Raw genomic sequence first — 14,038 nt, 5'->3', positions numbered from 1 at the left:
GCGGTGGTGTTTTTGTTGGGTGCCCCGGCGGGGGGGCGGCGGGTGGCCGCGCGGGCGGCGGCCTCCCCAACACCCTGTCCCCCCCCCCCCCCCCCCCGGCTCCTGCAGAACTGTAGGGATCAGTCGCGGCGCTCGTACTCGCCTTCGAGCACGTTGGGGTTGGTCTTGCCGGTGCGGGCGGCCTGGTCATCGAAGAAGGCGCGCTGACGCAGGGCCTGCTCCTCGGCACGGCGGCGAATCTTGCCAACCAAAAGGCGGCGGGTGAACGGAATCAGGCAGAGCACGCCGAAGATGTCGCTGATGAAGCCCGGCAACAGCAGCAGGCCACCGCCGACGGCGATCAACAGGCCTTCGAGCATTTCCTGCTCGGGCAGCTCGCCACGCGAGAGTTTTTCACGGGCGCGCCAGGCAGTGGCCACCCCGGCGACGCGCAGCAGCACGCTGCCGAGAATCGCGGTGCCGATGATCAGCAGCAGGGTGGGCAGCACGCCAATGGCGCTGCCGACCTTGATCAGCAGGGCCAGCTCGATGATCGGGAACAGCAGGAAGAGAAACAAAAAGACGCGCATTTCAGTGGGTCCTTGGCGGAAGTGGGCTTCCAGTAGGAGTTAAGTATGGGGTGATGGCCTGAATTCAAGCTGAAGGCGCACCACTGGTCGGCCAGCTCTCGGCGCGAGCCAGCATCACCAGGGCTTCGCGTACCTGCCCCGGGTTGTTGCAGGATGTTGGAAAGGCCAGCCAGTAGAGGCTCTGGCCGATGCGCAGGTGGAAGCCTTCGGTGTCGACGCCGGCCATTTGCGCCGGTTCGTGTTGCGGCAGGCCGGCCAGTTCGACGTAATGTGCAATGGCCTTGGCATGGTCTTCGTTCATGTGCTCGACCATGCTCGTTTCGCTGCCGTCCGTCGCAAAGGGGTTGGCCAGGGTTACCTCATCGAGCCAGTGAATGGCCCCGAAGCCCCCGATGAAGCGCCAGCGCACCGGCTCCAGTCGCCAGAAATCGAAATCATGCGCCCGGTGGTAGTCGCGCGACTGGGGGAAAAAGCGGTAATAACGCTGTGCGGCCGCTTCGATTTCGCTCTCGTCATACAACTGTCGTGCTTCGGCGAGCAAAGTGAGGCGGCCGACCGCCTGCACATCCTCTGCGCCACGTTCGCCGACCAATAGCGAACATTTGGCGTCCTGCCCGAGATTATGGGTGTGCTGGGCGATACGGCTGATCAGGATCAGCGGCCGGCCCTCGGCGTCCAGGCAGTAGGGCACCACCGATCCAAAAGGGAAACCCGGCATGGCCTTGGAGTGGGTGCTGAGCACGCCACGGTATTCCTTGAGCAGCAATTCTCGTGCATGCTTGCCGGCTTTCACGCTCACCTTATGACTCCTCGCAAAGAATCCGTCAGAAACGGACAGACGCCCTAGCATAGCGGTTAGCGGGCATCAGCGGGGTCGGTAAATGCTGCACCTTGAGGGGATAAAGCGATGCAACTGAAAGACAAAGTCATCATCATCACTGGCGGTTGCCAGGGACTGGGCCGCGCCATGGGTGAGTACCTGGCGGCCAAGGGTGCCAAGCTGGCGCTGGTCGATCTGAACGCGGAAAAGCTCGACGAAGCCGTGGCCGCTTGCAAGGCTGCCGGCGGTGACGCCCGTGCCTATCTGTGCAACGTTGCCGATGAAGAGCAGGTGACCCATATGGTCGCCCAGGTTGCCGATGACTTCGGCGCCATCAACGGCCTGGTCAACAATGCCGGCATCCTCCGTGATGGCCTGACCATCCGCGTGAAGGATGGTGAAATGACCAAGATGAGCCTGGCGCAGTGGCAGGCGGTGATCGATGTCAACCTGACCGGCGTGTTCCTCTGCACTCGCGAAGTCGCGGCGAAGATGATCGAGCTGAAGAACGAGGGTGCGATCGTCAACATCTCCTCCATTTCCCGCGCGGGCAACATGGGCCAGGCCAACTACTCGGCTGCCAAGGCGGGTGTCGCTGCCGACACCGTGGTCTGGGCCAAGGAGCTGGCGCGTTACGGCATTCGCGTCGCAGGCGTAGCGCCGGGCTTCATCGAGACCGAGATGACCGGCAGCATGAAGCCGGAAGCCCTGGAGAAGATGACCTCGGGTATTCCGCTCAAGCGCATGGGCAAGCCGGCCGAGATCGCCCACTCGGTGGCCTACATTCTGGAAAACGACTACTACACCGGCCGTATTCTGGAGCTGGACGGCGGCCTGCGTCTGTAATCCGCCAGGCCTGAACGAAAAACGCCCCGACTGGTTCGGGGCGTTTTTGTTTGTGCTGGGTAGTGCGCACCGGCTTTCCGGATTTCATCTGGACTACGTCACCGGCGCTGAGAGGCTTCAATGCACGGGCGGGTTCATCAGATAAGTCAGCAGCCCCTCTGCCTCATCTTCCGTCCAGACCGCTCTCGGCGGTCTTGGCAACTCGCTCATCAACTGTTGCCAGAAAGCCAGGGCCACGTTGTCCTGGCGGTAGAAGCGCAACAACCAGGTGCTGCCGTCGCCCATCGCCTGCTGCACCAGTGCACGACCGATACCCAGTCGGCGGTAGCGCTTGAGGATGAACAGATCGGCGAATTCCGGTGCATCGATGGCGGGCAGTTCGCTGCGCTCGACCAGCAAAAAACCGGCAATGAATCCATCAGCCAGGATCAGGCTGGCGCTCCAGCCCGGCTCCTGCCAATAGCGCTGCAGGTGCTCCTCATGGATGTAGAAACGACCATCGACCTCTACGTCTTCCTGCTCCCAGTCCGAGCTGTCGTAGGAGTAGAACTGATAAAGATTGCGGATCAGCGGTAATTGCTCGGCGGTGGTGGGTAGCAGTTCGATCTGCATGGTGTTCCCTGGTGAAGGTCTGTGTCGGTGGTCTGTAAATCTATCCAGTAGTTCGGTATCGTTCCAGCCTTCGCTCAACAGGCAGGACGATTTCCCCATGGCCAAGGCAAAACGCATGTACGGCTGCACCGAGTGTGGCGCCACCTTTCCCAAGTGGGCCGGGCAGTGTGGCGAGTGCGGCGCCTGGAATACCCTGGTGGAAACCGTGGTCGAGGGCGCTACGCCCAGCGGTCGCACCGGCTGGGCCGGCGACAAGGCCAATATCAAGACCCTGGCTGAGGTCAGTGTCGAGGAAATTCCGCGTTTTTCCACCGCTTCCGGTGAGCTGGATAGGGTGCTCGGCGGCGGCCTGGTCGATGGCTCGGTGGTGCTGATCGGTGGTGACCCAGGCATAGGCAAGTCGACCATCCTCCTGCAGACGCTGTGCAATATCGCCACGCGTTTTCCCGCCCTCTACGTCACCGGCGAAGAGTCGCAGCAGCAGGTGGCGATGCGTGCACGGCGGCTGGACCTGCCGCAGGACAAGCTCAAGGTCATGACCGAGACCTGCATCGAGACGATCATCGCCACTGCCCGCCAGGAAAAACCCAAGGTGATGGTGATCGACTCGATCCAGACCATCTTCACCGAGCAGCTGCAGTCGGCGCCAGGCGGTGTCGCCCAGGTGCGCGAGAGTGCGGCGCTGTTGGTGCGTTTCGCCAAACAAAGCGGTACGGCGATCTTTCTCGTCGGCCACGTGACCAAGGAAGGCGCGCTGGCCGGCCCGCGTGTGCTGGAGCACATGGTCGATACCGTGCTGTATTTCGAGGGTGAGTCCGACGGTCGTCTGCGCCTGCTGCGGGCAGTGAAGAACCGTTTCGGCGCGGTCAACGAGCTGGGTGTGTTCGGCATGACCGACAAAGGCCTGAAGGAAGTCTCCAACCCCTCGGCGATCTTCCTCACGCGTGCTCAGGAGGCGGTGCCCGGCAGTGTGGTGATGGCCACCTGGGAAGGCTCGCGGCCGATGCTGGTGGAGGTGCAGGCGCTGGTCGACACCAGTCATCTGGGCAACCCACGCCGTGTCACCCTGGGCCTCGATCAGAACCGTCTGGCCATGCTCCTGGCGGTGCTGCATCGCCACGGCGGCATCCCGACCTATGACCAGGACGTGTTTCTCAATGTGGTTGGTGGGGTCAAGGTGCTGGAAACGGCGTCTGACCTGGCGTTGATGGCGGCGGTGATCTCCAGCTTGCGTAACCGGCCTTTGCAGCACGACCTGCTGGTGTTCGGCGAGATCGGCCTGTCTGGCGAGATCCGCCCGGTGCCGAGTGGTCAGGAACGGCTGAAAGAGGCGGCCAAGCACGGCTTCAAGCGTGCCATCGTGCCCAAGGGCAACGCGCCCAAGGAGGCGCCGCCTGGGCTGCAGGTCGTCGCTGTCACGCGGCTGGAACAGGCGCTGGATACGCTTTTCGAATAAGCTAATTCGCGGCTAAAACCCTTACCACAGGCGCCATGAATCGGCTGTGGGAGGGGCTACAGCCGCGATCCACGCATGCGGCGTTCTGCCGCGAGTGGGGCGGGGCGAAAACTGACCGAGATCAATAGGTAGCAGGCTATCGGCGCGCAGCATGAAGGCGTATCCACTGAAGGAGATGCCATCATGTTCCTGTTCTTCGATTTCTTTTCCCGGGCTTTCAACTTCGACGCCAAAGCAGTCCAGTCGCGCGATGCACGTCGTGAGGCGCAGCGTATTCAGGCGCGTCGCCAGCGCCGTGAGCAGGCAGAAGCGGCCTGCCTGCGTCACTGACCACTAGGTTCTGTACGAAAAGTGCCTGCGCTCGGTGATGCTTCGTTAAAAACCGGTTCGGAATGCTCATTTACCACTCGTAAACTCGAGTGCGAGCCCAGTCCGTTCCTCACCGGTTTTTGCCTCGCCTGACCTTCGCTCGACGACTTTTCGTATAGAACCTAGTCGTCTTCGCCCAGCGCCGCCAGTTCGCGTTCCAGAAGCTGTTCATCGCCAAGGTTGAGTTCGACCAGGCGGCGCAGGTGGCTGATGGAGTCCAGATCGATATGGCGGCAGACGAAGCCGAGGGACTGCGGCTGGGTGCGCGTCAGCACCACTTCCATCTTTACCTTGGCTTCATCTCCCAGTTCGATAAGGGCTTCGAAGGGCTGGTTCGGGTCACCGTTCCAGTCACGCGGGGTCTTGATCAGCAGGCCCTTGAGTGAAACATCGTGCAGAGCTGCCGACCATTGCCGCTCACCTTGAGCGATGACGGTGGGGGCGTCGAAGGCGATGCGCTGAAAGCGCCGACGCTCGTTGGCTGATTCACTCATGCCCATACTCCTGAAGTATTTACATCACTATAGCCAAGGCTGACGGCCCCGTGCGTTGCCGCGGTGTCGCAGGGCACAGCTGAGGCACATCAGTTTGACAGGTGGCCAAGTCTCACCAAAGCTCCTTGTGTGGTTTTCATTACTCGATAATGCGGAGCAATAGACATGAGCAAGCGACTGCTAGGCAAAGGTTTGGTCTTCGGCCTGTTGAGCATGGCCAGTGTTGGCGCATTTGCCGACGCTGCGGGTGGCAATGGCTGCGGCTGGGGCAACATGTTGTTCGAAGGGCAGCGTGGCATAGCCCCGCATTTTCTGGCCACCACCACCAACGGCACCTTCGGTAATGCCACCTTCGGTATGACCTCAGGCACCAATGGTTGCGACACCAGTGGCGCGCTGGGCTACAACGGCCGCTCCATGCTGGCGATGAACGGTATGCTCGATTCCATCGCCGAAGACATGGCCATGGGCCAGGGTGAAGCGCTGGACGCCTACGCCACCTTGCTGGGTGTGGAGGCCAAGGATCGTTCGCACTTCGCCAAGGTCACCCACGACAACTTCGGCAGCATCTTCAGCCAAGCCGACGCCACCAGCGAGCAGGTGCTGGCCGCTACCCTCGATGTGATGAGTCGTGACGCTCAACTGGCGCGCTATGTGAAACAACCGGCCTGAGGCAAATTCCAGGCAAAAAGAAGCCCGCCAATTGGCGGGCTTCTTCGTTGCAAGTGCTGTCTTACTTGCCGTAAACCGGGAACTGGGCGCACAGGGCTTTGACCTGCTCACGCACGCGGCCTTCGACTTCATCGTTGCCGATGTTGGCCAGTACGTCGCAGATCCAGCCCGCCAGTTGACGGCACTCGTCTTCCTTGAAGCCGCGAGTGGTGACCGCAGGGGTACCGATACGCAGGCCGGAGGTGACGAACGGCGAACGCGGATCGTTCGGGACGCTGTTCTTGTTGACGGTGATGAAGGCGCGACCCAGGGCTGCGTCGGCATCCTTACCGGTGATGTCCTGCTTGATCAGCGAGAGCAGGAACAGGTGGTTCTCGGTGCCACCGGAAACCACGTCGTAGCCGTTTTGGATGAACACCTGGGCCATGGTCTGGGCGTTCTTGATCACCTGCGCCTGGTAGGTCTTGAACTCAGGCTGCAGTGCTTCCTTGAAGCATACGGCCTTGGCGGCAATGACGTGCTCCAGCGGGCCGCCTTGGCCGCCCGGGAATACCGCGGAGTTGAACTTCTTCTCCAGCTCTTCGTTCTTGCGCGCCAGGATCAGGCCGCCGCGCGGGCCGCGCAGGGTCTTGTGCGTGGTGGTGGTGACCACGTCGGCGAACGGGACCGGGTTCGGGTACAGACCGGCGGCGACTAGGCCGGCCACGTGAGCCATGTCGACGAACAGGTAGGCGCCGACCTTGTCAGCGATGGCGCGGAAACGCGGGAAGTCGAGCACCTGCGAGTAGGCGCTGAAGCCGGCGATGATCATCTTCGGCTTGTGCTCGACGGCCAGGCGCTCGACTTCGTCGTAGTCGATCAGGCCTTGATCATTGATGCCGTACTGCACGGCATTGTAGATCTTGCCGGAGAAGCTGACGCTGGCACCGTGGGTCAGGTGGCCGCCGTGGGCCAGGCTCATGCCCAGTACGGTATCGCCGGCGTTGAGCAGGGCCATGTACACGGCGCTGTTGGCCTGGCTGCCGGAGTGTGGCTGGACGTTGGCGTAGTCGGCGCCAAACAGTTCCTTGGCGCGGTCGATGGCGAGCTGCTCGACCACGTCGACGTACTCGCAACCACCGTAGTAACGCTTGCCCGGATAGCCTTCAGCGTACTTGTTGGTCAGCACGCTGCCCTGGGCTTCCATCACCGCCGGGCTGGTGTAGTTTTCCGAGGCGATCAGCTCGATGTGCTCTTCCTGGCGCTGAGCTTCTTGCTCCATCGCGGCAAAGAGTTCGGCGTCATAACGAGCGAGGTTCAAATCACGGCTGAACATGGCAATCCCCTGAAAACCAGTTGGGCGGAAGAAATAGGCGGCGGATTCTACCGCAAAGGTCGCATTCAGGCATATGAAGGTCGGTCATGAGCCTGATAAATGGCCTTCATGCTGAGTTTGGCGCAGGGCCTACTGGTGTCCGGCCAGTCAGCTGAGCATGAACAGCGCTGCGCCGCTGAACTGGGCGGTGAGCTGCCGAGCGGGCATCGGTCTACCCAGCAGGTAGCCCTGCACTTCGTCGCAGTCGTGTTCGCGCAGGAAGTCCAGTTGTGCCTGGCTCTCCACGCCCTCGGCGATCACCATCATGTTCAGGCTGTGCGCCATGGCGATGATGGCGCGAGCGATCTGCGCGTCCTGCTCACCATCGGGCAGGCCGTCGACGAAGCTGCGGTCGATCTTCAAGACATCGATGGGGAACTGCTTGAGGTAGTTCAGCGACGAGTAGCCGGTGCCGAAGTCATCCACCGCAATGCACAGTCCCAAACGCTTGAGGTTGCCGAGCGTTTGCATGGCGCTGGCGACGTCACGCATCAGTATGCTTTCGGTCAGCTCCAGCTCCAGACAGGCCGGGGCCACGCCGGTTCTGTCCAGAATGGTGGCGATCCGTGCGCTCAGATCACCTTCGGCGAACTGACGGGCCGACAGGTTGACCGAGATCTTGGGGATACGTATCTGCTCTTCTTGCCATGCCTTGAACTGGCGGCAGGCTTCCTCCAGTACCCATTCGCCGACCTGGACTACCAGGCCGAGCTCTTCCAGCACCGGAATGAACTCGGTGGGTGATACCAGGCCGCGGCTCGGGTGGTTCCAGCGCAGCAGTGCTTCGGCCCCGGTCAGGCGACTGCCGTCGCCCGAGAACTGCGGCTGATAATGCAGGACGAACTGGCCCTGCTCCTGGGCATGGCGCAGATCGCTTTCCAGCTCCAGACGCTCCAGGGCGCTGGCGTTCATGTCGGCCTGGTAGAACTGGAAGTTGTTCTTGCCGCGCTCCTTGGCGTGATACATCGCGGTGTCGGCGTTCTTCATCAGTTGGCTCAGTTCGCTACCGTCCTGCGGGGCGAGGGCGATGCCGATACTGGCGGTGACGAAGAACTCGCGGCCTTCGAGCACGAAGGGGCGGGCCAGGCTGGAGAGAATCTGCTCGGCGACATGGATGGCGCGATTCAGTGCGCCCCCACGGGTGGCGCGCGGTTGCAACAACAGGGTGAATTCGTCGCCGCCCATGCGCGCCACGGTGTCGTCGCCATCGACGCAGGCCGACAGGCGCACGGCCACATCCTTGAGCATACGGTCGCCGGCAGCGTGGCCGAGCGAGTCGTTGATCGGCTTGAAGCGGTCGAGGTCGAGGAACATCAACACCACCCATTCATCATGCCGATCCGCATGTTGCAGGGCACTGTGCAGGCGATCCTGGAACAGGGTGCGGTTGGGCAGGTGGGTCAGGGCGTCGTAGTAGGCCAGGCGGTGGATGCGCTGTTCGCTGGCCTTGCGTTCGCTGATGTCGCTGAAGAAGCACACATAGCTGACCAGGTCACCTTCTTCGTCATGTACCGCGGTGATGCCGACCCAGGCAGGGAAGTTCTCGCCACCCTTGCGCTTGAGCCACACCTCGCCCTCCCAGCTGCCACGCTGGTTGAGTTGGCCGAGGATGTACTGCAGGTGTGCCGCCTGCTGGCGATCGGCGGTGAGCATGCCTGGAAGCTGGTCGAGCACTTGCCCGGCGGAATAACCACTGACGCGGCTGAAGGCCTTGTTGACTTGTACGATGTAACCGGCCGGGTCGGTCACCAGAATCGCTGCGGTGGAGTGTTCGAATACCGTGGCAGCCATGCGCAGGTCTTTTTCCGCGCGACGTTGCTGGCTGACGTCGCGGCCAACGCCGAGGATGCCCTCGAAGCGACCGTTCTCGTCCCACATCAATACCAGGCGCAGTTCCACCGGGATCTTGTGGCCATCGGCGCGCAGGCAGTCGAAGACGAACAGCTGGTCTGGCAGTTCATCGCGCAAGCGGTTGAGTCGATCCTGCTCGCCGAGTGAGTCGCGAATCCGCTCGAGCAGCAGGTAGAGGCTGGCGAGCTGCTGCGGGTTGGCCGCGAGGCCTTGCAGGCCGTTGGTTGTCACCCATTCGGCGTCGTAACCGAGCATGGCTTCGACCGACGGACTGACGTAGTTCAAGTTCAGGCTGTCGTCGGTGGAGACGATCACGTCGCTGATGCTTTCCGCCAGCAGACGGTAGCGTTGCTCGCTGTCACGCAGCGATTGGTTGCGCTCGATCTGCTCGGTAATGTCCTTGGCCACGCCGATCAGGCGGCTGACGCGCCCGCGATCATCGCGCGCCAGGGCCTGTTCGCGGATGCTGAACCAGCGCCACTGGCCGTCGCGGTGACGCCAGCGCAGCACTGATTCGAGCAGCAAACCGTTGCCGACCACTTTCTGTAGGTTGCGGATGCGCCAGTAGTATTCGCTGTCGTCCGGGTGCAGTACCTGCTCCCAGAAGTCCCTGCTCATCGCCTTGAGCTCGCTGATGCTATAGCCCAGCTGCAGTCCGAGGCTGTGGTTGCTGAACAGCACCTGCTTGTTCTGCATGTCATGCACGTAGAGCAAGTCGGGAACCGAGCGAACCACTTCGGACCAGAAACGCTCACGCTCAATCAGCGACAGCTCAATGCGCTTGCGGCTTGTGATGTCGCTGATGCTCAGGGTGACTGCCTGATAGTCCTGGAGCATTTCCGGCAGGCGCAGCACCAGCCAGACGTGACGCTGCAAGCCTTGTGCGGTGACCAGCTGGGTTTCCAGTTCCATCAGGTTGGGGCCTTCGAGTACGGCCACGGCCAGGCGGTAACACAGGTCGTCCGGCTGTACCGGGCCGTTGTCAATCAGCTGTTGCCAGGCCTGCTCGGTTGACTTCACCCCGAGCAGGTTGAGCGCCACCTGGTTGGCCTCGGTAATGCGCAACTGCTCGATCAGCAGTTGCTGATGCTCGGCATCGGCTTGCAACCAGCGTTGCAAACCCGCCGCATCGCGCAACTTGTGCTGCAGCAACAGGCTGCGCAGGCCGGAGAGATCGAGCACGCACAGAGCCACGCCGGTGCCATCGAAGATGTCCTGGTAGCGCCTGCGGGTTTCCTGCAGCACGCGCATGGCCTGCTGTTCATCGGTCACATCGCGCAGCACCCAGACGTAACCGGCATGGCGCCCGACCTCGCTGATATCGCTACGGGTCACGGCGAACAGGCGCTCGCGCCCCTCGCTTTCGACTCTGATCAGCTCCGCTCCCAGATCACTGCTCAGTTGTGGGCTGTTGAGCAGCAGGGGGTCGAGATCGGGCAGCAGATCAAGCAAATGGAGTTCCCTGGCCACGCCGCTAGGAACCCCGAACAACGCTTCGGCCTGCGGGTTCAGGTAGCGTACTTTGCCGTCGGCTTGAGTCACCAGAATGCGCTCTTCGACGGCGCCCAGGGCACTGGCGGCCTGGCGCAGCGAACGGCGTGTTTCGGTATTCAGGCGCTGCAGACTGCGTTGCTCGCGTTGCAGTCCGTACAGAACCAGTAGGGTAAGCAGGCTGCACAGTGCGAACAGCAAGAACTTGCCGGCCAGGGTCGGCATCAGCTCGTTGCCGGCGCGCTCTGCATCGAACAGGGCGCGAAGTTGCCAGTCACTGCCGGGCAGGGTGATCAGCTCCAGGCTCTGCGCCTGTTCTGCCGCGGTAACCGGGGCGATGATGCTGCCTGCCTGTTGCAGGTCGTCGGCGCGCGCTATCACGCGGTGGCTGAGCAGATCTTCAAGTAACCAGTTGTACTCGCTCTGGTGCTGCTCGCGCAGCCAGCCGCGCAGTGCACTGGTACGCATGCGCAATACTCGGTGACTGTCGTCAGGCTGACGCAGCAGCAAGTAGAGAGCGCCGCCGTCCAGTGCGCTAAACGCGAAGTGATAGGGCTCCGTACCGCTGCGTTGCTGCTGGTTGCGAATGAAACTGAGGTCGCGCGACTCACTGGCGCTGTCGGCCAGCAACTGCCCGTTGGCATCGAGCCAGGCCACGCTGTCGAGGGTCGGGAAAATGCTGCGCAATGAGGCGACCAGCGCGCTGCCGTCGCCAGCGCGTGCTGGGTTGCCTTGCAATATCGCCTGGCCCGCCTGCGCCTTGAGGCGCATGTTCAGGCTCAGGTGCTTGGCCAGTTGGATGCTGTAACCCTGGCTCAGCTGCTTCTGGCTATCAAGCAACTGGCGATATTCCTGGGTCAGTTGCCACGCCAGCAATCCCAGGATCGCCAGCACCAACACGACCAGTGCGCGCCTCAGCGCCATGCGACGCTTCGGTGCGCGCGACTCGCCCGGGGAGAAGGAAGGCAGGGATGAGGGAGTCGACACGTTCTGAGAACCTGCAGCCAGTGCTGGGCTATTTTAAGCGTTGGGACGCGCGAGCATGCCTGCGCTCGCGCGAGCCGGCTAGCATGCCTGCAAACGTGGCCAAGTGCCAGCTATGCCGACGAGCGTAGGTTTGCCCTGTCACGCACATTCCGGTAGTTTTGCGCCGCGCGCGTGAACTGTCCGCGCGGTACTTGGCGTTCGCCTCCGCAGGGGCTAAGGTCTCTGCACATTGCGTACACGTAGGTGGTGTGAAAACTGATGGCTAGCGCACGTTAACGACCCTGGCTTTTCGGTAGGAGCGGCTTCAGCCGCGAATTTCGCGGATAAATCCGCTCCTACAGGGTGTACAACAGCTAACGCGAACATAGCCCCTCAACGCATTCATCATGTTTTCACGCGACCTGCATGGCGCGCCGTTTCCAGTTCCCAATTCTCATCAGTCAGGTTCTCCATGGCTCAGTACGTCTACAGCATGCATCGGGTCAGCAAGGTCGTCCCGCCGAAGCGTGAAATTCTCAAGGACATCTCCCTGTCATTCTTCCCAGGTGCCAAGATCGGCGTGCTGGGCCTCAACGGTGCCGGTAAGTCCACGCTGCTGCGCATCATGGCCGGTGTCGATACCGAGATCGACGGTGAAGCCCGTCCGATGCCGGGTATCAAGGTCGGCTACCTGCCGCAGGAACCGCAGCTCGACCCGAGCAAGACGGTGCGCGACATCGTCGAAGAGGCCGTAGGCGAGATCAAGCAGGCCCAGGCCCGTCTCGACGAGGTCTACGCCGCCTATGCCGAGCCGGACGCCGACTTCGACGCCCTGGCTGCCGAGCAGGCCAAACTCGAAGCCATCCTGCAGGCGTCCGATGGCCACAACCTGGAGCGCCAGCTGGAAGTCGCCGCCGACGCTCTGCGTCTGCCGGCCTGGGACGCCAAGATCGAGCACCTGTCCGGTGGTGAGAAGCGCCGCGTGGCGCTGTGCCGCCTGCTGCTGTCGGCCCCCGACATGCTGTTGCTGGACGAGCCGACCAACCACCTGGACGCCGACTCGGTGGCCTGGCTGGAGCGCTTCCTGCACGACTTCCCCGGCACCGTGGTGGCCATCACCCACGACCGTTACTTCCTCGACAATGTCGCCGGCTGGATTCTCGAGCTCGACCGCGGCCACGGTATTCCCTACGAGGGCAATTACTCCGGCTGGCTGGAGTCCAAGGCCAACCGTCTGGCCCAGGAAGCCAAGGCCGAGGCGTCGCACGCCAAGGCGATGAAGGCCGAACTGGAATGGGTACGCCAGGGTGCCAAGGCGCGTCAGTCCAAGTCCAAGGCGCGCCTGCAGCGTTTCGAGGAAATGCAGTCGCAGGAATTCCAGAAACGCAGCGAGACCAACGAGATCTACATCCCGGCTGGTCCGCGACTGGGCGACAAGGTCATCGACTTCGTCAATGTCTCGAAGTCCTTCGGCGACCGTGTGCTGATCGATGGCCTGTCCTTCAGCATCCCCAAAGGCGCCATCGTCGGCGTGATCGGCGGTAACGGTGCGGGTAAGTCGACCCTGCTGCGCATGATCACCGGCAAGGAGCAACCGGACGCCGGCAGCATCGAAATCGGTGAAACCGTGCAGATCGCCAGCGTCGAGCAGAGCCGCGAGGCGCTTGAAGGCAACAAGACCGTGTGGGAGCAGATTTCCGACGGTTTCGACATGATCAAGGTCGGCAACTATGAAGTGCCGTCGCGCGGTTATGTCGGTCGCTTCAACTTCAAGGGCGCCGACCAGCAGAAGTTCGTCAAGGACCTCTCCGGTGGTGAGCGCGGTCGTCTGCACATGGCGCTGACCCTGAAGCAGGGCGGCAACGTGCTGCTGCTCGACGAACCGTCCAACGACCTCGACGTGGAAACCCTGCGTGCGCTGGAAGAGGCGCTGCTGGACTTCCCGGGCGCCGCGGTAGTGATTTCCCACGATCGCTGGTTCCTTGACCGTATTGCCACGCACATCCTCTCCTACGAGGACGACGGCAAGGTCAACTTCTTCGAAGGCAACTACACCGAGTTCGAAGCCGATCGCAAGAAACGTCTGGGCGATGCCGCCGCGCAGCCGCACCGTGTGCGTTACAAGAAGCTGGCGCAGTAAGTTCGCCAGATGAAAAAAACGGAGCCTTCGGGCTCCGTTTTTCGTTGTGCTGGCGCGCGGCTGGTTCAGAGCCTGGCCAGCAGGCTCTCCAGCGCTTTGGCCTGGTCCTCGGCCAGATCGATGATGTGAAAGCCCGCCCAGCAATGCTGGCCGTCGGCGCCGGGGCGGCTCCACAGGCAATCGGCGCCCAGATGTACTTCCTGTACCGCATCGCCACCTGTGGTGCACACCAGGCGGCATTCCAGCACCGCATCGGCGGTGTGGGGGGTGTCGCTGAACAGCATGAAGCCATCGGCAGACAGGTCGACGATGCGGCCCAGGCGCTGCCCGCTGTTCAGGTCGAAGACCTCCAGCTGCATCTCGGTGCCATGGCGGCTGTGTTGACGACGCTCTTCCAT

Annotated in this window: 12 protein-coding genes; 5 read left to right on the top strand and 7 right to left on the bottom strand. The window is 62.3% G+C overall.

What is annotated here, in order from left to right; genetic code table 11:
• Positions 1-119: 119 nt before the first annotated feature.
• Both EGJ86_RS02415 and EGJ86_RS02410 read right to left on the bottom strand, forming a co-directional pair.
• Positions 120-569, bottom strand: a complete 450-nt coding sequence (locus EGJ86_RS02415; protein ID WP_125833874.1) for an FxsA family protein — start codon at positions 567-569, stop codon at positions 120-122.
• A 64-nt stretch (positions 570-633) separates the two neighbouring features.
• A complete protein-coding gene (locus EGJ86_RS02410; RefSeq protein WP_125833872.1) occupies positions 634-1,368 on the bottom strand; it encodes a HugZ family protein in 735 nt (244 codons plus the stop codon).
• Positions 1,369-1,476: 108 nt separating this feature from the next.
• On the opposite strand from EGJ86_RS02410, the gene EGJ86_RS02405 reads away from it, so the two are divergent.
• A complete protein-coding gene (locus EGJ86_RS02405) occupies positions 1,477-2,235 on the top strand; it encodes an SDR family oxidoreductase (protein WP_125833870.1) in 759 nt (252 codons plus the stop codon).
• A gap of 117 nt (positions 2,236-2,352) precedes the next feature.
• On the opposite strand, the gene EGJ86_RS02400 is transcribed toward EGJ86_RS02405, so the two are convergent.
• On the bottom strand, positions 2,353-2,847 hold the full coding sequence (locus EGJ86_RS02400; protein WP_125833868.1) for a GNAT family N-acetyltransferase: 495 nt from the start codon (positions 2,845-2,847) through the stop codon (positions 2,353-2,355).
• A gap of 97 nt (positions 2,848-2,944) precedes the next feature.
• On the opposite strand from EGJ86_RS02400, the gene radA reads away from it, so the two are divergent.
• Together radA and EGJ86_RS25060 are read left to right on the top strand one after the other, a co-directional pair.
• Positions 2,945-4,303 (top strand): DNA repair protein RadA, encoded by a 1,359-nt coding sequence (radA, locus tag EGJ86_RS02395; protein WP_125833865.1) that lies wholly within the window; start codon positions 2,945-2,947, stop codon positions 4,301-4,303.
• A 183-nt stretch (positions 4,304-4,486) separates the two neighbouring features.
• Positions 4,487-4,633, top strand: a complete 147-nt coding sequence (locus tag EGJ86_RS25060) for a hypothetical protein (RefSeq protein ID WP_177432743.1) — start codon at positions 4,487-4,489, stop codon at positions 4,631-4,633.
• Between the two features lie 161 nt (positions 4,634-4,794).
• On the opposite strand, the gene EGJ86_RS02390 is transcribed toward EGJ86_RS25060, so the two are convergent.
• Complete coding sequence (locus tag EGJ86_RS02390) at positions 4,795-5,166, bottom strand: PilZ domain-containing protein (protein ID WP_099522584.1); 372 nt, start codon at positions 5,164-5,166, stop codon at positions 4,795-4,797.
• 165 nt (positions 5,167-5,331) lie between these two features.
• Between EGJ86_RS02390 and EGJ86_RS02385 the strand changes: the two genes are divergently transcribed.
• Positions 5,332-5,838, top strand: coding sequence for a DUF3015 domain-containing protein (locus EGJ86_RS02385; RefSeq protein ID WP_125833863.1), 507 nt, complete (start codon positions 5,332-5,334; stop codon positions 5,836-5,838).
• 61 nt (positions 5,839-5,899) lie between these two features.
• On the opposite strand, the gene glyA is transcribed toward EGJ86_RS02385, so the two are convergent.
• Entirely contained in the window at positions 5,900-7,153 is a 1,254-nt protein-coding gene (glyA, locus tag EGJ86_RS02380) for a serine hydroxymethyltransferase (protein WP_125833861.1), read from the bottom strand.
• A 147-nt stretch (positions 7,154-7,300) separates the two neighbouring features.
• Complete coding sequence (locus EGJ86_RS02375; protein WP_177432740.1) at positions 7,301-11,521, bottom strand: EAL domain-containing protein; 4,221 nt, start codon at positions 11,519-11,521, stop codon at positions 7,301-7,303.
• A 451-nt stretch (positions 11,522-11,972) separates the two neighbouring features.
• Between EGJ86_RS02375 and ettA the strand changes: the two genes are divergently transcribed.
• The gene (ettA, locus tag EGJ86_RS02370; protein ID WP_099522581.1) at positions 11,973-13,640 is read left to right on the top strand and encodes an energy-dependent translational throttle protein EttA; all 1,668 of its coding nucleotides are present in this window, start codon (positions 11,973-11,975) and stop codon (positions 13,638-13,640) included.
• Positions 13,641-13,705: 65 nt separating this feature from the next.
• Here the strand turns inward: ettA and EGJ86_RS02365 are convergent, their stop codons facing one another.
• Positions 13,706-14,038: a PilZ domain-containing protein gene (locus EGJ86_RS02365; protein WP_125833859.1), complete on the bottom strand. Its 333-nt coding sequence runs from the start codon at positions 14,036-14,038 to the stop codon at positions 13,706-13,708.

It is taken from the genome of Pseudomonas sp. o96-267 (assembly GCF_003935465.1).
Taxonomy (GTDB): Bacteria; Pseudomonadota; Gammaproteobacteria; order Pseudomonadales; family Pseudomonadaceae; genus Aquipseudomonas; species Aquipseudomonas sediminis.
Note: the sequence above shows the minus strand (reverse complement) of the source record. Positions and strands in the feature narration are given on the sequence as shown.